The sequence below is a fragment of the Streptomyces sp. NPDC055815 genome, from assembly GCF_053616475.1.
In genome coordinates, this window is the sequence record NZ_JBSHDU010000077.1 from 1 (window position 1) to 23,210 (window position 23,210).

21 protein-coding genes and 4 pseudogenes are annotated in these 23,210 nt (G+C 70.2%); 9 read left to right on the forward strand and 16 right to left on the reverse strand.

The window, feature by feature from the left end; genetic code table 11:
* Positions 1 to 472 precede the first annotated feature (472 nt).
* Positions 473 to 1,312 (reverse strand): LysR family transcriptional regulator, encoded by an 840-nt coding sequence (locus ACWGN5_RS33675; RefSeq protein WP_453522222.1) that lies wholly within the window; start codon positions 1,310 to 1,312, stop codon positions 473 to 475.
* 92 nt (positions 1,313 to 1,404) lie between these two features.
* Here ACWGN5_RS33675 and ACWGN5_RS33680 point away from each other — a divergent pair, with 92 nt between their 5' ends.
* Positions 1,405 to 2,142 (forward strand): SDR family oxidoreductase, encoded by a 738-nt coding sequence (locus ACWGN5_RS33680; protein ID WP_453522223.1) that lies wholly within the window; start codon positions 1,405 to 1,407, stop codon positions 2,140 to 2,142.
* A gap of 86 nt (positions 2,143 to 2,228) precedes the next feature.
* On the opposite strand, the gene ACWGN5_RS33685 is transcribed toward ACWGN5_RS33680, so the two are convergent.
* Positions 2,229 to 2,519, reverse strand: coding sequence for a hypothetical protein (locus tag ACWGN5_RS33685; protein WP_453522224.1), 291 nt, complete (start codon positions 2,517 to 2,519; stop codon positions 2,229 to 2,231).
* Positions 2,520 to 2,705: 186 nt separating this feature from the next.
* On the opposite strand from ACWGN5_RS33685, the gene ACWGN5_RS33690 reads away from it, so the two are divergent.
* Together ACWGN5_RS33690 and ACWGN5_RS33695 are read left to right on the forward strand one after the other, a co-directional pair.
* Complete coding sequence (locus tag ACWGN5_RS33690) at positions 2,706 to 3,212, forward strand: hypothetical protein (RefSeq protein WP_453522225.1); 507 nt, start codon at positions 2,706 to 2,708, stop codon at positions 3,210 to 3,212.
* Between the two features lie 752 nt (positions 3,213 to 3,964).
* Complete coding sequence (locus ACWGN5_RS33695) at positions 3,965 to 4,126, forward strand: DUF6207 family protein (RefSeq protein ID WP_453522226.1); 162 nt, start codon at positions 3,965 to 3,967, stop codon at positions 4,124 to 4,126.
* A gap of 244 nt (positions 4,127 to 4,370) precedes the next feature.
* Here ACWGN5_RS33695 and ACWGN5_RS33700 read toward each other — a convergent pair whose 3' ends face one another.
* On the reverse strand, positions 4,371 to 5,327 hold the full coding sequence (locus ACWGN5_RS33700; protein ID WP_453522227.1) for a helix-turn-helix transcriptional regulator: 957 nt from the start codon (positions 5,325 to 5,327) through the stop codon (positions 4,371 to 4,373).
* A 62-nt stretch (positions 5,328 to 5,389) separates the two neighbouring features.
* On the opposite strand from ACWGN5_RS33700, the gene ACWGN5_RS33705 reads away from it, so the two are divergent.
* Positions 5,390 to 6,007, forward strand: a complete 618-nt coding sequence (locus ACWGN5_RS33705; protein WP_453522228.1) for a TIGR03086 family metal-binding protein — start codon at positions 5,390 to 5,392, stop codon at positions 6,005 to 6,007.
* A 58-nt stretch (positions 6,008 to 6,065) separates the two neighbouring features.
* On the opposite strand, the gene ACWGN5_RS33710 is transcribed toward ACWGN5_RS33705, so the two are convergent.
* The 7 genes and pseudogenes from ACWGN5_RS33710 to ACWGN5_RS33740 form a co-directional block, all read right to left on the reverse strand.
* Positions 6,066 to 6,245, reverse strand: coding sequence for a hypothetical protein (locus tag ACWGN5_RS33710; RefSeq protein ID WP_453522229.1), 180 nt, complete (start codon positions 6,243 to 6,245; stop codon positions 6,066 to 6,068).
* Between the two features lie 71 nt (positions 6,246 to 6,316).
* On the reverse strand, positions 6,317 to 6,472 hold the full coding sequence (locus tag ACWGN5_RS33715) for a hypothetical protein (RefSeq protein ID WP_453522230.1): 156 nt from the start codon (positions 6,470 to 6,472) through the stop codon (positions 6,317 to 6,319).
* 77 nt (positions 6,473 to 6,549) lie between these two features.
* Positions 6,550 to 7,374 (reverse strand): recombinase family protein, encoded by an 825-nt coding sequence (locus ACWGN5_RS33720; protein ID WP_453522231.1) that lies wholly within the window; start codon positions 7,372 to 7,374, stop codon positions 6,550 to 6,552.
* A 38-nt stretch (positions 7,375 to 7,412) separates the two neighbouring features.
* Positions 7,413 to 8,147: pseudogene (locus tag ACWGN5_RS33725) on the reverse strand (MFS transporter); the annotation flags it as partial.
* Between the two features lie 279 nt (positions 8,148 to 8,426).
* Positions 8,427 to 9,446: pseudogene (locus tag ACWGN5_RS33730) on the reverse strand (zinc-binding alcohol dehydrogenase family protein); the annotation flags it as partial.
* 456 nt (positions 9,447 to 9,902) lie between these two features.
* Complete coding sequence (locus ACWGN5_RS33735) at positions 9,903 to 10,148, reverse strand: hypothetical protein (protein WP_453522232.1); 246 nt, start codon at positions 10,146 to 10,148, stop codon at positions 9,903 to 9,905.
* A gap of 130 nt (positions 10,149 to 10,278) precedes the next feature.
* A pseudogene (locus ACWGN5_RS33740) lies at positions 10,279 to 11,145 on the reverse strand (Hsp70 family protein); the annotation flags it as partial.
* A gap of 339 nt (positions 11,146 to 11,484) precedes the next feature.
* On the opposite strand from ACWGN5_RS33740, the gene ACWGN5_RS33745 reads away from it, so the two are divergent.
* Complete coding sequence (locus ACWGN5_RS33745; protein WP_453522233.1) at positions 11,485 to 12,273, forward strand: alpha/beta fold hydrolase; 789 nt, start codon at positions 11,485 to 11,487, stop codon at positions 12,271 to 12,273.
* A gap of 547 nt (positions 12,274 to 12,820) precedes the next feature.
* Complete coding sequence (locus tag ACWGN5_RS33750) at positions 12,821 to 13,009, forward strand: hypothetical protein (protein ID WP_453522234.1); 189 nt, start codon at positions 12,821 to 12,823, stop codon at positions 13,007 to 13,009.
* Positions 13,010 to 13,073: 64 nt separating this feature from the next.
* Here the strand turns inward: ACWGN5_RS33750 and ACWGN5_RS33755 are convergent, their stop codons facing one another.
* Both ACWGN5_RS33755 and ACWGN5_RS33760 read right to left on the reverse strand, forming a co-directional pair.
* The gene (locus tag ACWGN5_RS33755) at positions 13,074 to 14,552 is read right to left on the reverse strand and encodes a glutamate--cysteine ligase (RefSeq protein WP_453522235.1); all 1,479 of its coding nucleotides are present in this window, start codon (positions 14,550 to 14,552) and stop codon (positions 13,074 to 13,076) included.
* Positions 14,553 to 14,697: 145 nt separating this feature from the next.
* Entirely contained in the window at positions 14,698 to 15,093 is a 396-nt protein-coding gene (locus ACWGN5_RS33760; RefSeq protein WP_453522236.1) for a hypothetical protein, read from the reverse strand.
* 466 nt (positions 15,094 to 15,559) lie between these two features.
* On the opposite strand from ACWGN5_RS33760, the gene ACWGN5_RS33765 reads away from it, so the two are divergent.
* Together ACWGN5_RS33765 and ACWGN5_RS33770 are read left to right on the forward strand one after the other, a co-directional pair.
* Positions 15,560 to 16,498 carry an oxygenase MpaB family protein gene (locus ACWGN5_RS33765; protein ID WP_453522237.1) on the forward strand — a complete coding sequence of 313 codons (939 nt, stop codon included), beginning with the start codon at positions 15,560 to 15,562 and terminating at the stop codon, positions 16,496 to 16,498.
* A gap of 686 nt (positions 16,499 to 17,184) precedes the next feature.
* Positions 17,185 to 17,441 (forward strand): annotated as a pseudogene (locus ACWGN5_RS33770) (cytidine deaminase); the annotation flags it as partial.
* 182 nt (positions 17,442 to 17,623) lie between these two features.
* Here the strand turns inward: ACWGN5_RS33770 and ACWGN5_RS33775 are convergent.
* The 4 genes from ACWGN5_RS33775 to ACWGN5_RS33790 form a co-directional block, all read right to left on the reverse strand.
* Positions 17,624 to 18,667, reverse strand: coding sequence for a LacI family DNA-binding transcriptional regulator (locus tag ACWGN5_RS33775; RefSeq protein ID WP_453522238.1), 1,044 nt, complete (start codon positions 18,665 to 18,667; stop codon positions 17,624 to 17,626).
* A gap of 110 nt (positions 18,668 to 18,777) precedes the next feature.
* The gene (locus tag ACWGN5_RS33780; protein ID WP_453522239.1) at positions 18,778 to 19,611 is read right to left on the reverse strand and encodes an ATP-binding cassette domain-containing protein; all 834 of its coding nucleotides are present in this window, start codon (positions 19,609 to 19,611) and stop codon (positions 18,778 to 18,780) included.
* Positions 19,608 to 20,603, reverse strand: coding sequence for an ABC transporter permease (locus tag ACWGN5_RS33785; protein ID WP_453522240.1), 996 nt, complete (start codon positions 20,601 to 20,603; stop codon positions 19,608 to 19,610). Before ACWGN5_RS33785 ends, ACWGN5_RS33780 begins: the two co-directional genes overlap by 4 nt.
* 241 nt (positions 20,604 to 20,844) lie before the next feature.
* A complete protein-coding gene (locus ACWGN5_RS33790) occupies positions 20,845 to 21,855 on the reverse strand; it encodes a substrate-binding domain-containing protein (RefSeq protein WP_453522241.1) in 1,011 nt (336 codons plus the stop codon).
* 302 nt (positions 21,856 to 22,157) lie between these two features.
* Here ACWGN5_RS33790 and ACWGN5_RS33795 point away from each other — a divergent pair, with 302 nt between their 5' ends.
* Positions 22,158 to 23,129: a carbohydrate kinase family protein gene (locus tag ACWGN5_RS33795; protein WP_453522242.1), complete on the forward strand. Its 972-nt coding sequence runs from the start codon at positions 22,158 to 22,160 to the stop codon at positions 23,127 to 23,129.
* The last annotated feature ends 81 nt before the right edge of the window (positions 23,130 to 23,210 follow it).

Genomic DNA, 23,210 nt, shown 5'->3' on the forward strand with positions numbered 1-23,210 from the left:
TGTTCAGACGAAGGCCGCTTCCGTGTACGGCGGTTACCGAACCGAGTGATCAAGTACGACGCATCGTTCGACGACGCATGTTAAAGATCAAGCTAGACGGCGAGACGCTTGCTCGGGGGATGGCTTTGTTCACTTCTTCTAGGAGCTCTGGCTCGCTTTCCGTGATGCACGCCAGAAATGGGCGGCCCGACACCCGATCGGCGTCGGCCTGTGTGCTGCTGTTCCCTTGACGCTCTTCCTCTTGTTGATGCTGTCGCGTGAGGAGGAGCCGGACGACCCCCTGTTCGCTGTGATGTCCGGGTTGCTCATGGGGCTTGTCTTCGGTCTCACGGCCGTCTCGGAGCGGCTCGGTAGCGCCGGCTCAAGCGTCCGGGAAAGTGGAACGGATCGGCTCGATCCGCGCCCACCGCGCGTCAGTCAACGGCACACCAGGACAAACGATCAGGCGATGCCGAAGGAGCGGCATTCGAGTTCAAAGGAGTGTTGCAACGCGGACCAGGTCAGCGACGGCACGAAGGCGGCTCTGTGGCGGCCAGGCGATCACCGTCGTCACAGGCGGAGCGTCCAGGACCCGCACCGAGGCGAGGTCCCGGCGCAGGTCGGCGCTGGCTGACTCGGGAATGACCACGGTGGTACGGCCGAGCGCGATCAGCTGGAAGACCTGGGCCAGGTTCCGTATCTCCGCGCCCGGTCCTTCTGGGTAGCTGCCGCCGGGACCGGGCCAGCGGGCCATCGGGAGCTCGGGCAGTGTGGTGACGTCGGCCATCCGGACCTGGGAGCGGATGGCGAGCGGGTGTGAGGCCGGCAGGATCGCGACCTGTCCCTCGGTGTACAGGGTTTCGGTGTCGAGCCCGGCTGCTGAGTCGAAGGGCAGGTGCAGCAGAGCCACGTCGGCGTGTCCCTCCTGCAGCAGCTGCCGGTGTTGGTGCGCCTCGCAGATCAGCAGATCGACGGTGGCTGCGCCGGGTTCCGCGGCGTAGGCGTCGAGCAGTTTCGTCAGCAGCTCGCCGACGGTGCCGGATTTGACGGCGAGGACGAGGCTGGGGTGTGCCTTGGCGGCCCGTTGGGTACGTTGCTCAGCCGCGGTCACTGCGCTGAGGATCTCGCGTCCTTCGGCCAGCAGCACGGTTCCGGCCTCTGTCAGCGTGACCTTGCGGCTGTTGCGTTCCAGCAGTGCGGTTCCGAGCCGCCGCTCGAGCTGGGTGATCGTGCGGGACAGCGGCGGCTGGGATATTCCAAGGCGCTGGGCAGCCTTGCCGAAGTGCAACTCCTCGGCGACGGCGACGAAGTACCGCAGCTCGCGTATCTCCATGAGTCCAGGCTAAGACGGCAGGCGGCTGATCGATACCGCTCGGGTATCGCTGCACTACCGAGAGGGTGTTGGTGCCCGGCTGCAGCGCAGGCATGCTCGCTTTCATGAGCGAGAGGACGATCGCGCTGGTCACTGGCGCGAATAAGGGAATCGGGTATGAGATCGCGGCCGGGCTGGGTGCGCGGGGCTGGAGTGTCGGTGTCGGCGCGCGGGACGAGCAGCGCCGGAAGGACGCTGTGGCGAAGTTGCGTGCGGCTGGTGCTGACGCGTTCGGCGTGCCCTTGGACGTGACCGACGCCGGGAGCGTGGCTGCCGCAGTCCAGCTGATCGAGGAGCGAGCAGGACGGCTGGACGTACTGGTCAACAACGCCGGTGTTGCCGGCGGCTGGCCGGAGGAACCGACGACCATCGACCTCGAGACCGTGCGGCGACTGCTGGAGACCAATGTCCTCGGCGTCATCAGGGTCACCAACGCGATGCTGCCCCTGCTGCTCCGTTCGGCGCACCCGCGGATCGTCAACCAGTCCAGCCACGTCGGCTCCCTGACCCTGCAGACCACGCCCGGTGTGGACCTCGGGGGGATCAGCGGGGCGTACGCGCCGACGAAGACCTACCTCAACGCCGTCACCATCCAGTACGCCAAGGAGCTGAGCGGCACCAAGGTCCTGATCAACAACGCCTGCCCCGGCTACGTGGCCACCGACCTCAACGGGTTCAGCGGGACGCAGACCCCCGAGCAGGGCGCGGCGATCGCCATCCGGCTGGCGACCCTGTCGGACGACGGCCCGACCGGCCAGCTGTTCGACGACAGCGGCGTCGTACCCTGGTGACCTGACCTTGGATGCGTGCCTCGTCGATCAGACCGTGGCCGCCCGTCCGCCCACGTGCATCCAGCAGATCGCTGTCGCTGGGCATTTCACGCAGCTTTGGCCGGGTAATCGGTCCACTGGCGGATCGGTGACTCGGGCGCGAAACGGGTCTTCGGTTCGGCCCAGGCGTTGCGCCAGTGGATGTGGGCGGCGATGGCGGCGAGCATGTGCATCACGCCGCCGTAGCGGTTGTAGGTGGCCCGCAGTCGACGGGGTCTGCCGGCCGGACGCCAGGCCTTGCCCTTGCGAGGCATCAGGTTGAGCGGGCCGAACTCATCGACGCAGTTCACCCGCCCGTCGGCCGGCGGGGCATCGTAGGACGCCAGGATCCGGTGCATATTGGCGAGGTGGGGCAGCGAGCCGGTGCGGCGGGGAGCGAGGCACTCAGGCCCCGGTACTCCCCGGCGTGTAAGGGCGGCAGCTACGCCGCGCGGGCGGCTTCACCCCGGCCTCGCCCGTGCGGCGGAGGCGCTCCTGCTTCAGGGCGACGCCTCGGCCGCGGCCGGGCTCGTAGCGTCGAGGTCATGCTTTCCGAACCGGGGAAGACTCTCCTCCGCTGGGCATACGCGGCCGTCGCCTGGTTAGTGGTGAGCTTCGTGTGGCACGTGCAGATGGGTGTTATGTACGAGGACACGATGGGTCCCGACGACGGCACTCCGGTGTGGCTCTTCCTCTCCTACGACGCCCTCATTGTCCTCATGTCGGTCGTCGGCGTGGTGTGCGTGCTGGCCGCGGTCCAACCGTGGGGCCGACGTGCGCCGTCCTGGCTGGTGCGCGCGCCCTTGTGGATCGGCTGCGCGGTACTGACGCTGCGGGGCGTGCCGGGCCTCGTCGAGAACATCACCACGGCAACGGGACTCACTCCGCATGGCCTGCTCGGGATGGAGAAGGAGGCCATTGACACAGGGTCATGGGACTTCTGGAAGACCATGGTGATTAACGGCTACTTCTTCCTCGGCGCGGTGCTCCTCGTGCCGGTCACCGTGCTGTCCCGCCGGATTCGACGCACGGCAAAGGCGGCAGCGCGATGACCGGGCCACCGAACGCGCCGACCTGGAAGCCGTAGACGTCCCGGATCTCCCAGGCGTGCTCGTTCGACGCCCGCGTTGCGGCGTCAGCTGCCGCGGCAGCCGCATGTGCGGTCTGCGCCGCAGCAAGGGCAGCAATTCGCGCGGAGCGGTTGGCCGCATTCGAGGCGCCGATGGCCTGCTGCGCAGCACCAGCCGACGATCGGTACGTGCTCCCCGCCCCTGCGGGGATGGTCCCGGCGATTGACACGCGCTCGTTGTCGACCGGACCTGCCCTCTGCTTGTGTGGGGAAGGGTCCAGGTCCGGTACCGCGATGTTCAAGGTCCAGACTGCTCTGGTGGGCGCGGGGATGGGTTGTTTTCGGGGCTGTGGTGAGCATCCTCGGTGTACTGGCCATGCCGGCGGCTGCTTGCCTTGACTGCTCCCTGCTCGTGTGGGGATGGTTCCGTCCCGTTGCTTTCCTGCGAGGAGCCGGCCCGCTGCTTCCCGTGCTTGTGGGGATGGTCCGGTCGGGAAGGCGTGCATGTCCGGCTCGGGGCGCTGTTCCCCGTACATGCCCGCACCGCTTGTTTCGCCGGACTCCTGGCCGCGCCGGCCTCCGGTGTATGGATACGCATGATCATCGCCGCCATCGGCCAGGGCGGCCGCCGACCGTCCCCGCCTGCCCGAACGTGACTGGCGGCATGCGAGCGCCCGCGACTGTCCCCACACGCGCCGGGGACGGCCCCGGTTCACAGGCCACGACCGGGCCGTTGTGGACACCACCGTCCAGGACGAGTCGATCGTGCGGGCTGCCACGTCCGTGGATGCGGCCCGGTGGGCGATCTCAGAGGTCCCGGAGGTCCGACGTACCCCGGGGGGCCCGGGAGCGACGGCCCGTCTGTTTGCCGACACACGGCATTCCAGCACCCTCTGACACCGATGTCTCCGCGACCGAGCTCGGCGGGTGACTGCGTGCCCGCGGATGCGCCTGGCCCTGGCGTGTGGTTCCTTGCAGGCCGGTCGAGGAGGTCGTGTCGCCGTCCCATGCTGCTCGGTGTAGCCGGCGCCGGCCTTATCGAGCAGGGGCAGGTGATCAGCAGCGGTTCCCGGCACGAGCCGGTGGCGGTCACCAGGATCGTGCTGGAGACTTCCCTGTAGGCTGGCTCGCTGGCCCTTGCTCAGCAGGCGCCCGGCGGTCCGTACACACGGGCCAGCTCCACCGCCAGGCATGCCAGCCGTTCCCTTGCCTCCGGTGGCTCGAGCACCTCGATGCGTGCTCCCAGCCCTGCCAGCTGTGTCGCGACGACCTCCGGCGTCGGCCCGTCGACCCGTATCTCCGTCCACCCGTCGGGGAGTATCGGACCGACGTGCAGGCGCCCATCGAAGAGCCGCTCCAGGATGGGCATGGCCCCCGGCTCGGCCCGGGCCCGGACCGTCGCTGCGTGCAGCCGCTCTTCCAAGCTCGCGGCGAACGAGCGCCAGACCGTGGCGAGGTCGAAGCCGTCCGGCCGGACAACGGGCTCGTCGGTCGGCTCGACCGAGACGACCCGGCTGAGCCGGAAGGTCCGCAGGCCCCGCTCCGTCTCGGCGACGAGGTAGTCCTGGCCCGCCTTGGCCACGAGCCCGAGCGGATGGATGGTGCGCACGCCGGCGGGTTTGCCGGGCCCGGCGTACCCGAGCCGTACCTGGATCCCGTCCACCACGGCTCGCCTGAGCGCGTCGAGGTGCGGCCCGGTGGCCGTTACGTCGGCACGTGACCAGTGGGTGCCATCGACAAGACCGGCTCGCGATGCCGCCTCGGCGCCGGGACGCAGGGGTGCGGGCAGCGCGCGTACCAGCTTGCGCAGTGCGGTGCGGAGTTCGGGTGTGGTGGATGAAGGGCCCGCGAGCAGGAACAGTGCCCGGATCTCCTGGGCGGTCAGCCCGGTGAGCTCGGTGCGGGCGCCGCCGACCAGTGACCAGCCGCCGCCGCGGCCGCGCTGGGAGTAGACGGGGATTCCCGCGGTGGACAGCGCTTCCAGGTCACGGCGGGCGGTGCGCGGCGACACTTCGAGTTCGGCGGCGACCTCGGCCACGGTCACACGGGTGCGCGTTTGGAGGAACAGCAGGGTCGCCACCAGTCGATCGGCTCTCATGCCGGTCATCTTCCTCAGGAAATAGGCCAGAAGGTGGCCTATTCGGCTTACAGGATGAGGCCATGACACACACCCAGAACACCCCACGGTCCGCTGCCACCCCTGACGCCACCGATGACCCCCGCCAGGGCCTGCTGAAGGCAATCGCACTGGCCGGACGTACCGTGGCCGCGGTCCGGCCCGAGCAGTTCGACGGGCCCACGCCCTGCACCGAATTCACCGTCCGGCGGCTGGCCGGGCACCTCGTCGCCGTCCTGCGCCGGATTGCCGTCGCCGGGCGCGGCGGCGATGTGATGAGTCTGCCCACGCTCGCCGACGAGCTCGCAGGCACCGAATGGCAAGAGGCGTGGGACGCTGCGGTGCGAGAGGTCGAGGCGGCGTGGGCGGATCCCGCGGTCCTGCACCGGACGCTGACCCTGCCGTTCGGCAGTGTTCCGGGCGCTGCCGCCGCAGCCGTGTGGACTTCGGAGTTCACCGTGCACACCTGGGACGTGGCCACTGCGACGGGCCAGCTCCCGGACTGGGATCCCGAGCTCGTGGCGATTTCGTACGCCGCCATGAGGCGGGGACTGCCCGCCGGGCCGCGTGACGGTGCGCCGTTCGGGGCCGCCGTAGACGTCGACCCGGACGCGCCGGCCATCGACCGCCTCGTGGCGTGGTGCGGACGCAAGCCGTCATAGGCATCCGAAACGGGGGAGGGCGGCCGCAGAGCTGGGGCCGCCCTCCCCGCGCGCTCTGTCAGGGTGGCGTCACGCCCGCCCCCGGGCCGACGGCGACCTTGCGCTCCTTCACGTCCCGCTCCGCAAGAGCGCTCGACCGCACGGAGAAGGCAGCCGTCGCGAAGCTCGGGCTTCGCGCCCGCGAGCGCCCCGGGCTGCTCCGCCCCTCGGCGACGCCCTGCTTCTGCCCGATCTGCACTGGGGCGATGAGAACCGCTCCTCGGCCTGGCTCGCCCTGGCCGAGACCGAGCAGAGCGCCGGGCGGACCGTTCACCGGCGTGGTGCGGCGGTGGGGTCGCTGGCGTGGGCGTGGGGAACGTCTGCCGTTTCTGAGGTGCCCAGCTGTGCGGGAGTCGGCATCACGTCGATCACGTCGACGAGTCGGCGCAGCTTGTGCTGTGCGCGCAGGGCGTCGGACTGTGCCACGCATACGACGGTTGTGGCCGTGTTCGTCCGGCCTTGGGGCACATCGGCACAGCGGTTATCGGTGAGAACGATCTTGGTCAGGGCGTGAGCGTGCTGACCCGGTTCCCGTACGCGCGGCGGGCCTTGCGCTGGGCCGGGACTGCGGGGAGACCCTGGCTGCCTTCGAGCGGCTGGCAGCGGGCGAGGAGCTGTCGGTGCACGGCGGGGACGGCGCTGACGCGCAGGGTGTAGCCCTGGCCGCGCCGTACGGTCGCCCCTTGGTCGAGCGCGGCCCGCTCGGCGGGCTCCAGTTCGGCGGTGCGGAGGAAGTCGGCGACCTTGCCCGGCATGTCGAGGGTGACCGGCGACTCCGGGGCGGGCGCGTCCTTCTCGGTGGCGGTGTGGTCGGGCAGAAGGTCGGCGGCGGCCGTTGCGGATCGCGCCGAGGCTGACCCGGTGGTCGCCGGCGAGGGCGGCGATGGAGCGGCCTTCCAGGTCGCGGTGCGCACGTCGGCGGTCTTGCAGGCCGGGACGGCGGGGCGGCGTCCGCCTTTGCTGCCCTTGGCCTCGGCGGCGCGCAGTCCGTCGTAGGTCAGCTCGCGTTGGAGGTCGCGTTGGAGTTCGCCGGCGGCGGCGAGGGTCTGCACCATGAACTTCACGGTGGACAGCAGCTCGCCGGTGCGGGGGTGGCGGGCGGTGAGGTCCATCGCGGAGAACGCGCCGTCGTGGATGTGCAGCGCCACTTGGTCGCGGTGAAGGACGTCGAGCACGTCGAGGATGTGGCCGGTGCCGCGTACGAGGCGGAACATCCCGGAGATGTGCACGGTGTCGCCCGGCCGCGCGTAGGTGAGGAGTTCGCCGAACTTCGGGCGCTGGAGGGGGTGGCGGCGGCTGGAGGTGCCCGGGTCCTCCTCGAAGACCACCGGGTCCCCGATCCCGGCCTCGGCCGGGACGAGGCGGAGATCAGAGGGGTGAGGGCTGCCTTCAGGGAGGTGGAGTCGGCCAGGTGTCCCAGCAGGGGGCTGATGAGGCCGCCGATGCTGACGGTGAGGCCGAGGGTGACGCCGCTGCCAGTACCGATACGGGAGGGCAGGTAATCCTGGCCCAGGGTGACCTGGAGGGAGAAGGGGACGTACAGGCCGACGGAGGTGAGGGCCACGAAGAGGAACATGGCCGGGCCGGGTGCGTAGATCACTCCGGTCACGGCGGCGACGGAGAGCAGGTAGGACCAGCGGGAGACATGGACGCGGTCGTAGCGGTTGGCCAGGAACCCTCCCAGGACCGAGCCGACTGCGCCGCCCAGGAACAGCAGGAACAGGGCGATGGTGGCCGCGGTGGTGCTGCCCTGCATGCGCTCCTGGGCGTAGAGGGAGATGAAGGCGCTGAGGCCGGTGAAGACGATGGAGCGGACGACGACCGCCAGGGACAGCTTCACGAACGAGGCCACATCATCGGCGCCCCGAGGTGCCTCCGTCTTGGACGCGCCGGCCTCGGGCCGGGCGAGCATCCGGAGCACGGGCACACACAGAGCGGCGCCGGCGAGCGCGGGCAGGACCAGGACGGGCGCCCAGCGCAGGGAGCCGTGTCCGATCACGGCCGAGACCATGAGCGGGGCAAGTGCGAAGCCGATGTTGCCGCCCAGGGAGAACCAGCCCATCGCGCTGTGCGGACTCACCCGAGCACCCGCCGGGCGGTGACGCACCGAGCTTCGCTCGCGCTGCTGCTTCTCCTGAGCTTTCACCCATACGAAGATCCGCAACTGCTGCCCGAACCGGCGGACAAACGCTGCCTCTCGAGTGAACAAAGCCACCCCGGCGCCGCCCTGCTGACGCTCCCGGCGTCGACCTATTCCCTGTCCTCCTGCAACCCGCCGTGCGCACAATCGACGGCCGCCGCCGGCTTCTGCTTTTCCTGCAGGCGGCGGTCCGGCGGCTGTCCCACCTGGGAGGGGGCCGGGCATCTGCAGGACGGCTGCGCCGTTGACGCGGCCGGCGGCGAGGTCGTTCAGGGCGGTGTCGGCGTGGGCGAAGTCGTAGCGGGTGAGCCTCGGTCGCAGCCGGTGTTCGGCGGCCGCTGCGAGGAAGTCGCGGCCGTCCTCGCAGGTGTTGGCGGTGACACTGCGGACGGTCCGTTCCCGGAACAGATGCTTCTGGCAGTCCAGCGGCGGGATGTCGGACAGGTGGATGCCCGCGATGGCCAGTGTTCCGCCACTGCCCAATGCTTCCAGGGCCATCGGGACGAGGGCGCCCACGGGGGCGAAGAGGATGGTGGAGTCCAGTGGTCCGGGCGGGCCCGTCCGGGCGTCGCGTGCCGAAGCGGCGCCGAGTTCCAGGGCCAGGGCCTGAGCGGTGGGCGACCGGGTGAGGACGTGGACAGTGGCACCCTCGGCGAGGGCGAGCTGAGCGGTGAGGTGCGCGGAGGCACCGAAGCCGTAGACACCGAGCCGGCCGCCGGCGGGGAGGTCCGCCCGGCGCAGGGCCCGGTAGCCGATGATGCCGGCGCGCAGGGGCGTCAACTCCTCGGCCGCGTAGCCGGTGGGCAGCTCGTAGGCGTGGTCCGCGGGGGCGGTCGTGTACGCGACGTAGCCACCGTCCGCGTCCCAGCCGGTGTACAGCGACGAGAGGCACAGGTTCTCCCGGCCGCGCGTGCAGTACGGGCAGGCCCCGCACGTGCCTCGGAGCCACGGGATGCCGGTCAGCGCGCCGTCCCCGGGCTGCCTGGCGACTCCGCTGCCCGTGGCCACGACCTCGCCGACGGCCTCGTGGCCGGGTACGACCCGCTCGCGGTGGGGCAGCAGGTCGTGGTCGCGGACGTGCAGGTCGGTACGGCACACACCGCAGGCCCGTACGCGGGTGCCCCCTTCGGCCGGCCCGCCCCTCTTCCGAGCGTCTTCCCGGACCACATGCACGCATGCCGGGTGTGAGGTGGATCCTCTCGGGCAGTCGATAGGGGAGGCAGTGGCCATCCGCAGGACCCAGTGAGCTGGTGTGAACATGGCACGTGACGTACGGACCGGCCCTCCGACTCATCCGGACCCGTCCGAACCGCACCCGACGCCCCCCACGAACCCGTACCCTCCCAGCCGACAGGGACCCGCACCGGCGCCCGCACCGGCCCCCCGGCCGAAGCCGTCGCCGGAGCCACGGAAGGCGACGACGGGTACGCCGCCGAACGACCCCGTGCCGCCGAACCCCACCCCGGCGCCCGGTCCTGGTCCCGGGCCGCAGCCGGGCCGGTTCCGGGCCCGGTGCCCGCACCGGGCGGTCCCGACCCTGTGCCGCCGGCACCACCCCGGCCGGAACCGGATCCGCAGCCGGGAGGCCCCCGCCCGGAGCCGGGTCCGCATCCCGGCCCACTGCCGGGGCCGCTTCCCGCGCCCGAGCCGGTCACCTGACCGCTGGGCGAGTCGGGCAACGCCGGTCTCCCGCCGGAGTGCGGTCGGGTGTCAAACTCAGGCGTTGAGCAGTCCGCCGTGGTGGCCGGCGAGCCAGGTGGCGAAGTCCTGGAGGGCCGGGTTGAGGGCGCGGGCGGCGAGGACCTCCCGGGCCGCGGTGAAACGGTGCTCGCACTCCGCGTAGTACTGGAACATGTTCCCCGACTCGTCGGCGCCCGGAAGGCCTTGTGCGCGCCACTCGTCCGGGCTGAGCGGCCGGTACCGTACGGTCTCGCGGAGGGACGTGGAGAGCGCCGCGGCCATCTCGGCGACCGTGAGGTGCTCACCGGCGATGCTGACCGTGGCGGCGATGAGGTGGGTCCGCGCCGGAGGATGGCCAGGGCGGTCTTGCCGATGGCGTCGACCGCGACGCCCGCGAGGCGGCTCTCGCCCAGAGAAGGCCCTCCGTCATCTTCTCGAACTGCGCCCGGGTCAGCGTTTCCTCCAGGTGCAGAGGCCCCTCGGCGAACGCCGTGATGCACGGAAGGTTGATGGACGTCTCGGTCGCGGAGGACAGCTCGATCGTGGCTTTCTCCGCGGCCTCGCGCAGACGCTGCACCGCCATCTTGTCCGTCGACAGATCGACTCCGTACCCGTTCTTGAACTGCTCGACCAGGTGGTCGACGATCCGCTGGTCCCAGTCGTCACCACCGAGATGCGTGTCGCCGTTCGTGGACTTGACCTCGACGACGCCCTCCCCGATCTCGAGGAGGAACACGTCGAAGGTGCCGCCACCGAGGTCGAAGACGAGGACGGTCTGGTCGTTCTCCTTGTCGAGCCCGTACGCGAGGGCGGCCGCGGTCGGCTCGTTCACGATCCGCAGGACGTTGAGCCCCGCGATCTCACCGGACTCCTTCGTGGCGGTCCGCTGGGAGTCGTTGAAGTACGCGGGCACGGCGACGACCGCGTCCGTGACGTCCTCACCCAGGTAGGCCCCGGCGTCCCGCTTCAGCTTCTGCAGCACGCGTGCGGAGATATCCTGCGCCGTGCACCGCTCGCCGTCGACCTCGCCGCTCGCGGGGAACCGGCAGTCCGCCTCACCGATGTGCCGCTTGACCGACCGCACGGTGCGGTCCACGTTCGTCACCGCCTGCCGCTTGGCCGGCTCACCGACCAGCACGTCACCGCCTTTGGCGAAGGCGACCGCGGACGGGGTGGTCCGCGCACCCTCCGCGTTCGCGACGACGGTGGGCTCACCGCCTTCGATTACGGAGACCACCGAGCTCGTCGTTCCCAGATCGATACCCACCGACCGAGCCATCACCGGCCTCCCAACCATCACCGTGGTGCGCCCGGCGCCGAGCCTCCACGCCGTGGCGACTTCCCGGCATGCCCGGCGCATGCCATCGGGAGGTGTTCCGTCACCGGTTCCTTCGGCAGATCCGAGACGGCCTGCCCGTCTACAAGAGGGAGCGGTCGCGAACCGGAGCGGTGGCCGGTCTGCGCGATGTCCGGCATCGCCCGCCCGCCCGCACAACATCACCTCGCCCGGCGGGCGAGAGGCCGGACCACCGGATGAAGCGTGGCGTGTCCGCGGACGCGGTGACCTGGCCGGTGCCGGGCGCCGCGACAGTGCGGAGGGCGGGCCTACCCTGAAGGCATGGCAACGGTACAGGTCAACGGGCTCAGAGTTGCTTACGATCGTGTGGGCGTGGGGCCGCCGATCGTGTTTCTGCACGGTGCGGCGCAGGACGCTCGGGTCTGGCGGCCGCAGCTCGACGAGCTGGCGGAGGCGTTCACGGTCGTGGCCTGGGACGAGCCGGGAACGGGCCGCTCATCCGACGTGCCGGAGCCCTTCGTTCTCGCAGACTACGCCCGCTGCGCCGCCGCGGTCCTGGAGTCGCTGGAGCTGGGACCGGTGCACTTGGCCGGCCTGTCCTGGGGCGGCACGCTCGCCCTGGAGGTCTACCGCCGTCACAAAGACCTCGTGAGGTCGCTGGTCCTCGTCGACACCTACGCCGGCTGGAAGGGCTCCCTGGCCCCGCAGGAGGTACGGGACCGGGTCGAGGGTGCGCGCCGGATGCTGGCCGCGCCGCGCGACGCATTCGATCCGATCCTGCCCGGGCTGTTCGCCGGCGAGCCGCCCGCCGCGTACGTACCGCTGCTGGAGGCCGTGGCGGCCGACGTACGCCCGGAGAGCTTGCGGACGCAGCTGAGCCTCGTGGCCGAGACGGATCAGCGGGATCTTCTGCCCAACGTCTCGGTCCCCACCCTCCTGCTCTGGGGGGAACGGGACGTGCGCTCGCCACTTACTGTCGCGCGCCAGTTTCTGGAAGAGATCCCGGATGCCGAGCTGGTCGTGATCCCTGGCGCGGGCCACGTCAGCAACCTGGAACGGCCCGAGGAGTTCAACCAAGCCGTCCGCGACTTCTGCGGCGCCCACTCCTGAGCTCCGGACGACACCACCGTCGATCTCGTTGGCCCCAGGGTGTACACGCGTGGGCGATGTGACGGGGAAGTAATGCGTGACAGCGTTGCCGCTGGCCCCACGGACCGTCCGGAGGGCCACAGTTGACGACCAGTCACCGCAGCAGGAGGCCATCGGGTCTGGCCGCCGGGGCTGCCGTGCCGCTCACCGCCGCCGCCGGCCCATTGTGGCCCGGCCCGGCCGCCGCCGCACCCGCCGCGACGCGGCTCGTGCTGCCCGCGCCGACCGGTCCGTACCCCGTGGGCACGGTCCAGCTGCGCCTCGTCGCGTCCGGACGGCATCGCGGGCCCGGGGCACTTCCGCGATGTCGTGGCCCAAGAGCTCGCCAGCCACGGGTACGCGGTGGTGACGGCGACTCACCAGTACGACACGTACACCGAGTTCACCCGAGCCAAGGCCCCCGAGGCTGCCGCACTCTGGTCGCACCTGTGGGGCTGGGCGGCTGAACATCGAGGCCCCGGGCGCCTCCCATGTCTCGTACGGCGACAAGGAGGCGCTGTTCCCACAGGTGGCGAAGCTTCTCGGCCGGGGCGAGCAGCAGCTCCAGGCCGCGATCGGCACTCTCGAACCCGAGCAGGCGGTGAAGATCCAGCAGGCGTACCCGCTCGCGTTCTTCGACGAGCACCTGCGCCACCGTCGGGGCCACCTGCTCGACGGGCCGTTCCCGGCCTTCCCGGCAGTGACGTTCCTTCCGTGAGTACCGGGCGGTCCCTCGTCCGGTAGGGGCCCGTATTCGGGTCAGCCGCCGCCGGGCCCCTGACTCATTCGACCGGCCAGGTGTGCGCCGGAACATTCATGTGCATGTAGTCGAGATACTGCTGCGTCATCCGCCGCAGCGCCTGATGCCGGTCCACGTGGTCGATGTCCTGGATGCGGTGGAACATCTCCGACTGCCACACCGCACCGTTCCGGCCGCTGACACACCGCTGCTCGATGATCCCCAGCAGCGGCTCCCGCCAGGCGCTGTCCATGGCCCACCGCTCCAGCCCGCGGTCCGCGAGCGGCAGCAGGCGGCGCAGTACCAGTTCGGTCACGGGGACCTCACCCATGCCGGGCCAGTACAGCTGCGCATCGATTCCATGCCGGGCCGCGGCCTCCAGATTGTCCTCGGCCGCCGAGAACGACATCCGCGACCAGACCGGTCGGTCCTCGTCGACCAGGGCGCGCACCAGGCCGTAGTAGAAGGCGCCGTTCGACAGCACGTCGGCCACCGTGGGTCCCGCGGGCAGCACACGATTCTCCACCCGCAGGTGCGGCACGCCGTCGACGACGGCATAGACGGGACGGTTCCACCGGTAGACCGTCCCGTTGTGCAGCGTCAGCTCGGCAAGCTCGGGGATTCCTCCGTCATCGAGCGTCTTCTGCGGGTCCTCGTCGTCGCAGAGCGGCAGCAGCGCCGGGAAGTACCGCGCATTCTCTTCGAAGAGATCGAAGACGCTGGTGATCCACCTCTCGCCGAACCACACCCGGGGCCGGACCCCCTGCACCTTGATCTCCTCGGGCCGGGTGTCGGTGGCCTGCTCGAACAGCGGAATACGCGTCTCGCGCCACAGCTCCTTGGAGAAGAGGAACGGAGAGTTCGCGGCCAGAGCCACCTGTACCCCGGCGACGGCCTGCGCGGCGTTCCAGTAGTCCGCGAACTCGTCCGGCGACACCTGCAGGTGGAACTGAGCGCTGGTACACGCCGCCTCCGGCGTGATCGTGTCCGCGTAGGTGCGCAGCCGCTCCACCCCGTCCACCGCGATCAACAGGTCCTCACCGCGTGCGGCGAAGACCTGCTCGTTCAGCAGGTGGTACCGCGGGTTCTCGGAAAGCGACGCCGGACCCACGTCCTTCAGTTCCAGCGTCGGCAGGATTCCGATCATGACCAGGTGCGCCCCGATCGCCGCAGCCTTCTCCTCGGCGTGGTTGAGCGCGTCCCGTATCTCCTGTTCCCAGGCCCCGGGGCCGCCCGCGGTGAGCTGCCGCGGATCGATGTTGATCTCCAGATTGAACCGTCCCAGCTCGGTCGACCAGGACGGGTCGGCCAGCGCCTCCAGGACGTCCGAGCCACGCATGGCGGGTTCCGCGGTTTCGTCCACGAGGTTCAGTTCGATCTCCAACCCGACCTGCGGCCGTTCGAAGTCGAACCGCGACTCCCTCAGCATCTGGGCGAACACATCGAGGCACGTGTGCATCTTGTTCCGGAACCGGCGACGGTCGTCACGGGTGAACTCCAGCGCCGGGACGTCACGTCCCATTCGGTCCTCCCGAGACTCATCGGCACGGACCCTGCTCTTCAGCGTCTCACTTCACAGGCGACCCAACCATCGAGCGCGCCTCCGGCCGAGCCGGTCTCCAGCCCAGCCGGCTGCCCAAGCCGCTCTGCAGCGCCCGGCAGGTGTTTCACGAGTGATGGCAGTCCCAGTGGCCCTTCACCCAGACGTGGTCCCAGTGCCCGGGAACGTAGACCCACTTGTGGGAGTGGTGGTGCTCCCCGTAGCCGGGGTGCCACTTCCCGTGGTGGTCGTGCCGGTCCGCGTGCCAGGTGTCGTGCTTGACCCGCTTCTTCTCCCAGTGGCCCGTTGTCCAGGTCTTCTCCCAGTGCCCCTTCTTCCACTCGCACCGGTCGTGATGGCCGTGCCGGTCGCCGTCGTCATGGTGCACGACAGTCGTGGCGACGGACGTCGGGGCCGGAGCAGCGGTCGCCGAGCCGGCCATTCCGAGCGCGGCGCCACCTGCCAGCAGGCCGGACGCGGCGCCACCCGCCACCAACCGTCGGACTCGCATGGTCCTGGTCATGGAACACACCTCCTTCGAGCGAGCCGGCGGGGGAGTGCGCGGCGACGGCCGACGTATGAGGAGACAGTCCGAATCGCGAGGTGATCGTGGGAAACCGTGAGATGCGCTGTGCGCGCCGCAAGAGGTTGAACAGTTCCCAGATCCTTGGAATGAAGGCCGCACACGACGGCTTTGTTCCAGTTTGGCATGGTCGCCATCCGCTGTCGGCGCGGAGGTCCCGCAGACGGCATTCTGCAGGGATGTGGCGTCGTGGCCGGGTGCGCGTGAGTGGTGACACACAGTGGATCGACGGAAACTCGGCGTAGGTGCTGTCTTTTGTGGCTCGACGCCCGTACGCCCATACGACACGACGCCGCCCGGCCCCGACCGGCCGGGTTCGCGTCGCCCGCATGTGGTGGCTCGGATCGGCGCCGACAGCGGCTGCGCAGTACGGACGGGTTCTCGGGGTAGGCAGCCTTACGGTGCAGTGTCCGAGAAGCCCACGGAGAGGAGTGCGATCGCGGTGCCCCTGGTCGGGAGGCTGCGAGCGAAGGCAGGCGATGCGCTCCTGCGGCGCGTGGCCGGTCCGGAAGCGGAACAAAAGCGCGACAGGATCCATCACACACCTGGGCCTCGCTGGTTCGCGCCGGACAGGCCGGTGCGAACCGTGCACTCCGATGCCTCGATGTACATCGGAGGGCTCGCCGCACTTCTGCTGCAGTCACTGCATCCGATCGCCATGGCAGCTGTCTGGGCGCACTCGGGCTTCCGCGGCGATCCCTGGGGCCGCCTGCAGCGGACCAGTACCTTCCTGGCGGAGACGACGTTCGGTACGGCGCGGGATGCCGAGCGGTCAGTGGAGCGGGTACGAGGGGTGCATGCGCGGGTGGCCGGGCGCACGCCCGCCGGAGTGGCCTACCGCGCCTCTGATCCCTCGCTGTTGTCGTGGGTCCACATGGCCGAGGCCTACTGCTTCCTGGAGGCACATCAGCGCTACGGGCTGCAGGCCCTGACCGCCGGGCAACAGGACGCGTACGTCGAGGACATGGCATCGGTCGCCGTTCGACTGGGCATACCCGACCCACCCGAGACCCTAGCCGCCCTGGTCACGGAGCTCGGCGGCCGGCGCCCTGAGCTGCGGGCGACGGACGAGTCGTCGGCCACGGCCCGGTACCTGCTGGTGACACCGCCGCTGCCGTGGCCGGCACGGCTTCCCTACCTTCTGCTGGCGACAGCGGCTGTGGATCTCCTGCCGCCGTGGGCTCAGGACCTTCTGCCCGTGCCCCGGCGGATCCGGCTCCTCCTCCCTTTCGCGAGACCTGGCGGCCGGGCGGTCACGGCGGCGATCCGCTGGGTGACGCCTCCGATCCCTCCGAAGCCGTTCGACAGCCGTGACGCGTCAGATCGCGGGCCGACCAGCGGCTGACCGATCGGTCTGTGGGGCGCTGCCCCGCTGCGGTCCCACTTCGCGCGTTTTCGGGGGATAACGGACGCGCCGCATTCTGTCGTGCTCACTCTCCAACCGAGCGTCCTCCGATCGTGCGCGGCACGGCGGCGCCCCGGCGCGGGAGGAGGCTGCATGGAAGCCCTGTCCATCGAGGTGTGGGACGGCGAGCGGTTCAGTCTCGCCCTCGTCGTCGGACTGCCCGGCCTGCGCACCCTCACGGCCTACCGCGGCACGCTGGCCGACCCCCTGCAGTTCAGCGAGTTCGCCGGACTGGAGTTCCTGACGCTCGGCCCGGAGGAGTGGCGCGTCCTGCTGGACGCCGGAGCCGTACCGCGCAGCCTGTCCGCCGCGGCCATCGTCGTACACGGCGACAGGACCTCTTGCCCATCGTGGCTCTCGAGAACGAGATCCTGGCCCTCTGGAACCGGTCCCAGATCATCCAGACCGTCCTCGAAGGGGGCCTCGGCCCCCTGGCGTAGCAGGCAGGCCACGCGAGGCGTTGTACGGCCGCGCGCACCTCGGCCACTGGACATCCGGTCAGGGGACCGCTGTCATCCCGAACCAGGTCTGCGCGCGGTGCACCGTAGTCGTCCATCGGGGCCAGGTTCGGTACTCAGTCAGACCTCGGCCTCGCCCAGGAGCAGGGACGCGGACGGACGCGGAGCTTGCCGTCCCGCACGCCCAAGGCGCCGCGGGCGGCACGGCCCTGCGGCTCTGGCGGCTCATCCGGATCTGGCTCCGCGGCCCGCGCCCAGGACGGCCGGGTCGTCACCGCCGTGAACGCCTACCACTTCACGAGGACCCTGCGCGGAGCTGGTCCTCATCGGCACGGCAGCCGCCCAGGGGGCCCTACGAACCGAACACGATCGTCGCCGTGGGCGACCGCGACCGAGAGGTTGTTCCCCCGTGCGGCCGGTGCTGGTAGGTCCTCCTCGACTACTTCCCGGCCCTCAAGGTCATCGTCGGCGACCTCACCCGTCGCTGCCGGGCCGAGGACGGGGTCCTTCTGGCCGCCGGCACCAACGTCTGGGGACTGGACCGCGCGGCGGACCGCGCGAGCCTCCCGCCGGAGCGTGTCCTGCGGGGACACCGGCGACGTGGCGCTCAGCTCCCGGCCGGTGTCGGCTCGGAGGGGTGCGGAAGCAGTTCGCTGGAGCCGCGGACCACCAGACGGGTGGGGACCATGATGGTCCGGGCGCGGGTGCGGTCGCCGTCCAGGCGGGCGAGGGCGGTCCTGGCCGCCGCCTCGCCTATGGCCGCAGGGTCCTGGGCCACGACGGTCAGGGCCGGCTCGATGACATCGGCGAGCGGGAGGTCGTCGAAGGTGACCAGGGCGACGTCCTTTCGTCCCGCGCGGGTGAGCTGGGCGATGACTCCGAGGGCCGTCATGTTGTTCGCGGCGAACAGCGCGGTGGGCGGTTGCGGCAGGTCAAGGAGGGCGGTGGTCTCCGCGGCGGCCGCGTCCTGGCTGTGGGCTCCGGTCACCAGGTTCCGGTCGTAGGGGAGGCCGGCCTCTTCGAGCGCAGAGCGGTAGCCGGCGAGCCGTTCGCGACGGGTGTAGAGCTTGGTGGGAAGGTCTCCGATGAAGCCGATACGGCGGTGGCCGCGGGCGATGAGGTGGGAGACGCCTTCGTGGACGCCGGTCCGATTGGAGCTGACGACGCAGTCAGCGGACAGCCCCACGCCCGGCCGGTCGAGGAACACCACCGGCAGACCGCCCGCGCGCGCCGCCTTGAGATGGGTGTGATCCGCTCCGAAAGCGGGGACGACCATCAGCATGCTGACGCGCCTGGCGAGGAAGGTCTGGATCAACGCCCGTTCCCGGTCGGGGTCTTCGGCCGAGGACCCCATGAGCAGGGTGAGCCCCCTGCTGCCCACGAGGTCCTCTATGCCGCCGGCGACGGTTCCGAAGAAGGGGTTTCCGAGGTCGGGCACGACCAGGCCGACGGTGGTGTCGGGGCCGCCGACACGGATGTTGCGGGCCATCAGGTTCGGCTGGAAGCCGAGCTTCGCGACCGCGGCGTGCACGCGCTCGCGGGTCTGCGGGGAACTCGGCCCGTCCTCGTTGAGCACCCGTGACACCGTCTTCGCGCTGACGCCCACTTCCCTGGCGACATCTGCCAGCGTGGGGCGACGGTTCGCGGCCATGTTCCACCGTTCCTGTGCGTTCGTCGGGCCCGGCCCCTGCCCGGGGCCGGGCCCGCTGTCCTGACCGTGCGGCGACCCTGAGGTCTGCGCGGCGTCGCCCCCGCGGCGACTCAGTGGGCGGACACGCCTGCCGCCTGGGCGGCATCCGCGTCGGTGACGACCGTACCTCCATCATCGTTCACCCTGAGCGCCCCCGTCATGATGGCGACGACCTCCGCCATGGAATGGTCCGACGGCTTGATCAGCGCTTCGCGACGGCCGAGTCGGTGGATGTGGATGCGGTCGGCGATCTCGAAGACGTGCGGCATGTTGTGGCTGATCAGGACCACGGGCATGCCCTTGTCGCGGACCCGGCGGATCAGGTCCAGGACCTGACCCGACTCCTTGACGCCCAGTGCGGCGGTGGGCTCGTCCATCACGACGACGCTCTTGGCCCAGGCGACGGAACGCGCGACCGCCACGGCCTGGCGCTGACCGCCGGAGAGCGTCTCCACCGGCTGGGTCAGCGACCGCAGCCCGATCTTGAGGTCGGCCATGTGGGCCGCGGCCTCCTGGCGCATGCGCTTCTTGTCGAGCATGCGCAGCGTGCTGCCGAGGAAGCCCGGCCGGCGCAGCTCGCGCCCGAGGAACATGTTGGAGGCGATGTCCATGGAGGCGGCGACGGCCAGGTCCTGGTAGACGGTCTCGATGCCGTGCTGCCGGGCGCTCTGCGGCCCGGTGAACCTGATGGGTTCACCGTTGAGGCGGATCTCGCCCTCGTCGGGGGTGAGCGCACCGGTGAGGGCCTTGATGAGGCTCGTCTTGCCGGCTCCGTTGTCCCCGATGACGGCGAGGACCTCGCCGGGCAGCAGGTCGAAATCGGCGCCGTCGATGGCGGTGACATGGCCGTACCGCTTGACCAGGCCACGGGCCTGCAGCACGGGCGTGACTTCGGCAGTGCTCATCGTGTCTTCCTCCGGGAGATCTGGTCGACGGTCACGGCCAGGATCACCAGCACTCCGGTGATCAGGGTCTGGTAGATGGAGGCGACGCCCATCAGCTGGAGGCCGTTACGGAACACACCGACGATGAGGACGCCGATGAAAGTGCCGAGGACGGAACCGCGCCCGCCGAAGAGGCTGGTGCCGCCGAGGACGACGGCGGTGATGCTGTCCAGGTTGTCGGTCTGTCCGGCCTGCGGGTCGCCCACGCCGGTACGGGAGATCAGGAGCAGTGCGGCGATGCCGTAGACGGCTCCGGCCAGGGCGTACAGGCCGATCGTCAGCCGGGAGGTGCGGATGCCGTTGAGGCGGGCGGCCTCGGGGCTGTTGCCGAGCGCGTACACATGACGGCCCCAGGACGTGCCGCTCAGCGCGTAGGCGAAGAGCAGGAACAGGGCGATCGTCACGAGCGAGCCGTAGGTGATGTCGGTGTTGCCGAGCGGGAACGTCTCGCCCAGGGCGGTCAGCGGCGCCGGGAGGTTGGTGATCGTCTGCTCGGCCGAATAGATGTGGGTCAGGGCGAACGCCACGTTCAGCATGCCGAGGGTGACGATGAACGGCGGGAGCGGGATCAACTGCACCAGCAGCCCGTTGACCAGGCCGAAGACCGCGCAGACGACCAGGCCGAGAGTGATCGCGGCGAGTGGCGGCAGGCCGCCCTCGGCGGCCGTCTTGGCGATGACGATGCTGCCGAACGCCATGACGGCGCCACACGAGAGGTCGATGCCGGCGGTGAGGATGATGAGGGTCTGACCGATGGCCAGGGTGCCCACGACCATGACCTGCTGGACGATCAGGGAGAAGTTGCCGCCGGACAGGAACTGCTCGGTCGTCAGGGAGAAGAAGACACAGGCCGCCAGAAGGGCGACGAGTGGTCCCGTGGTCGGTGTGGCGAGCAGCCGGTGGACCGTCGTCGGTCCTTTCAGCTGGTCGTAGGGCAGGGGAGTGGCAGTCATGGTGGTCCTTGCCAGTGATGGATGGTCGGCGGAGTGGAGTTCGTCAGGGGTACGGGCGAGTCACAGAGGCTCCCCCGAGGGCGCAGGCGGTCCGATCTCGGTCAGGGGACGCCGGGGTCCGGCCGGTGCGCCGCGGTCTGTTCCGTCGCGGGACTCGTCGCACCGCGGACCGGTTCGACCGCGGCAGCGACCGGTCAGGAGGAAGGAGCCGGCTTCCACCGTGCGCCTGACGTCGAGGGGCTCAGCCCCAGCACTTCTCCAGGCCGTACGCGGTGTCCTTGGCTTCGACACCCGGCTTGGCCGCGTCGGTGATGAGCGTGACGCCGGTGTCGGTGTAGCCGGAGGCCTTCTTGCCGTCCTTGGCGAATTCGACGACCGCCTTGACGCCCCGGGAGGCCATGTCGAGCGGGTACTGCTGCGAGGTCGCCGCGATCTTGCCCTCCTTGACCGCCTTCGTTCCGGTGCATCCGCCGTCGACGGAGACGACCAGTACCTTCTTCTCCAGGCCCTTCGCCTTCAGCGCGGTGTAGGCGCCCAGCGCCGCCGGCTCGTTGATCGTGTAGACGACGTTGATGTCCGGCGCCTTCTGGAGGCAGTTCTCCATCGCCGTCTGACCCTTGGCCTGGTCACCGCCCGTGTCCTGCATACACACGACCGCCGGGTCGCCCTCCGCGACACCGAAGCCCTTGAGGAAGCCCTGGTGGCGCTGCACGCCCACCGCGACGCCGGGCGCGAGGTCCAGGGTGGCGATCTTCGCGGGCTTGCCGGCCATGGCGGCCTTGGCGTACCGGCCGATCAGCTCTCCCGCCTTGACGTTGTCCGTGGCGAAGAGGGCATCGGTGGCGTCCTGCGGCTCGGTCGGGCTGTCGAGTGCGATGACCAGGACTCCCTTGGCGCGCGCCTTCGCGAGGGCGGGGACGATTGCCTTGGAGTCGTTGGGCGTGATGAGGATGCCCTTCACCCCTGCGTTGACCATGTTCTCGATGGCGGTGACCTGACCTGCGTTGTCGCCGTCGAACTTCCCCGCCGCGCTGACGAGTTCGACGCCGTTGTCCTTCGCGGCCCGCTCGGCGCCCTCCTTCATCTTCACGAAGAACGGGTTCGTGTCCGTCTTGGTGATCAGCCCGACCTTGGTGCCGCCGCCGGACGCTCCCTGCGCACCGGAGCCACAGGCCGTCAGGGTCAGGGCCGAGATGGCGGCGAGAGCGGTGCAGGCGAGGGAGACGCGGGTGGTGCGGTTTCTGCGAAGCATGACTGATCTCCTGCTGGACGAGGGGAGGAACGACCGAGCGGATCGAGGGCTGCGGCGCAAGGACTGCTGCTGTCGAACGCACTGGAGGCGGTGTCATCGTTGACCTATGTCATCGTTGACACTGCTTGCGGAGGATGATGAACTCCGTGACCCGGAAACGTCAATGCCTTGGTGCCGTCACGAATCGGCAACGTCGTCGCCCGAGTCGCCTCACACGGAGAGCAAGCAGCGTTCCCCGTGAGTCTTTTCAAAGGTCCCTGCACCGCAGCCTTCTCGAGCTGCCCACCTGGAGAGAACGAGTCATGCGCCTGCCTCTGGTCACCGTCCTCGGAGAATGCGTCGCGGACGCCTTCACCGTCCCCGCTCCCACCCCGGGCGAGCTCGCCCTGCGGGTCCTGCCGGGCGGCGGGCCGGCGAACACAGCCGTGGCGCTCGCCCGGCTCGGCACGCCCGCCCGCTTCCTGGCACGGCTGTCCGACGATGTCTTCGGCCGCCTGTTCCGCGCTCACCTCGAGGTGTCGGGCGTCGATCTCACGGCCGCCGTGCGCGCAGCGGAGCCCAGTACGCTGGCCGTTGCCGAGCTCGACGGGCAGGGCCAGGCCACGTACTCCTTCCATGCCCGGGGCACCGCGGACTGGCAGTGGACGGCGGACGAACTCGCCTCGGCGGACCTCGCCTCCACCGTGTGCCTGCACTCGGGCTCGCTGGCCCTGGTGCGCGAGCCCGGCGGCAGGGTCGTGGAGGAGTTCCTCGCTCGCGCCTCGGCCACGGCCACGATCTCCCTGGACCCGAACGTCCGCCCGCTGCTCGTGGCGCCGGAGGCCTACCGCGAACGTCTGCCGCGCTGGTGCGAACTCGCGGACATCCTCCGGCTGAGCGAGGACGACCTGGAGTTGCTGCTGCCCGAGTACACGATCGAGCGCGCCTGCGACGTCTGGCACGCGGCGGGCGTCCCGCTCGTCGTGATCACGCGCGGGGAGCGTGGCGTGGTCGCCTCGCTGAACGGCGAGCGGATCTCCGTTCCGGCGCCCCCGACCGACGTGGTCGACACCGTCGGCGCCGGCGACTCCTTCACCGCAGGGCTCCTGCACCACCTCGGCACCAAGGGACTCGTCGGTGGACGGCTGACGGATCTGCGGATCGACGACATCTTCGACGCCTGTGTCTTCGCCTCCCGGGTGGCGGCCCTGACCTGCGGTGTCGCCGGGCCTAACCCGCCATGGGCCTGCGAGTTGCGGCTGCTGGCACCCGCGTCCGGACACGCTGCCGACTGAACGGCCGGCCGAACGGGCGGCACGTACGAACTCGGGCCAAGCCATTGACGCGCCGCCCTGAGCCCGCACATCATCACTCCC

Bases quoted from the DNA above. Each gene is read 5' to 3' on its own strand.
- ACWGN5_RS33675 (WP_453522222.1), bottom strand. From the start codon at position 1,312: ATGGAGATACGCGAGCTGCGGTACTTCGTCGCCGTCGCCGAGGAGTTG.
- ACWGN5_RS33680 (WP_453522223.1), top strand. From the start codon at position 1,405: ATGCTCGCTTTCATGAGCGAGAGGACGATCGCGCTGGTCACTGGCGCG.
- ACWGN5_RS33685 (WP_453522224.1), bottom strand. From the start codon at position 2,519: ATGCACCGGATCCTGGCGTCCTACGATGCCCCGCCGGCCGACGGGCGG.
- ACWGN5_RS33690 (WP_453522225.1), top strand. From the start codon at position 2,706: ATGCTTTCCGAACCGGGGAAGACTCTCCTCCGCTGGGCATACGCGGCC.
- ACWGN5_RS33700 (WP_453522227.1), bottom strand. From the start codon at position 5,327: ATGAGAGCCGATCGACTGGTGGCGACCCTGCTGTTCCTCCAAACGCGC.
- ACWGN5_RS33705 (WP_453522228.1), top strand. From the start codon at position 5,390: ATGACACACACCCAGAACACCCCACGGTCCGCTGCCACCCCTGACGCC.
- ACWGN5_RS33735 (WP_453522232.1), bottom strand. From the start codon at position 10,148: ATGGCCGCGGCGCTCTCCACGTCCCTCCGCGAGACCGTACGGTACCGG.
- ACWGN5_RS33745 (WP_453522233.1), top strand. From the start codon at position 11,485: ATGGCAACGGTACAGGTCAACGGGCTCAGAGTTGCTTACGATCGTGTG.
- ACWGN5_RS33755 (WP_453522235.1), bottom strand. From the start codon at position 14,552: ATGGGACGTGACGTCCCGGCGCTGGAGTTCACCCGTGACGACCGTCGC.
- ACWGN5_RS33760 (WP_453522236.1), bottom strand. From the start codon at position 15,093: ATGACCAGGACCATGCGAGTCCGACGGTTGGTGGCGGGTGGCGCCGCG.
- ACWGN5_RS33775 (WP_453522238.1), bottom strand. From the start codon at position 18,667: ATGGCCGCGAACCGTCGCCCCACGCTGGCAGATGTCGCCAGGGAAGTG.
- ACWGN5_RS33780 (WP_453522239.1), bottom strand. From the start codon at position 19,611: ATGAGCACTGCCGAAGTCACGCCCGTGCTGCAGGCCCGTGGCCTGGTC.
- ACWGN5_RS33785 (WP_453522240.1), bottom strand. From the start codon at position 20,603: ATGACTGCCACTCCCCTGCCCTACGACCAGCTGAAAGGACCGACGACG.
- ACWGN5_RS33790 (WP_453522241.1), bottom strand. From the start codon at position 21,855: ATGCTTCGCAGAAACCGCACCACCCGCGTCTCCCTCGCCTGCACCGCT.
- ACWGN5_RS33795 (WP_453522242.1), top strand. From the start codon at position 22,158: ATGCGCCTGCCTCTGGTCACCGTCCTCGGAGAATGCGTCGCGGACGCC.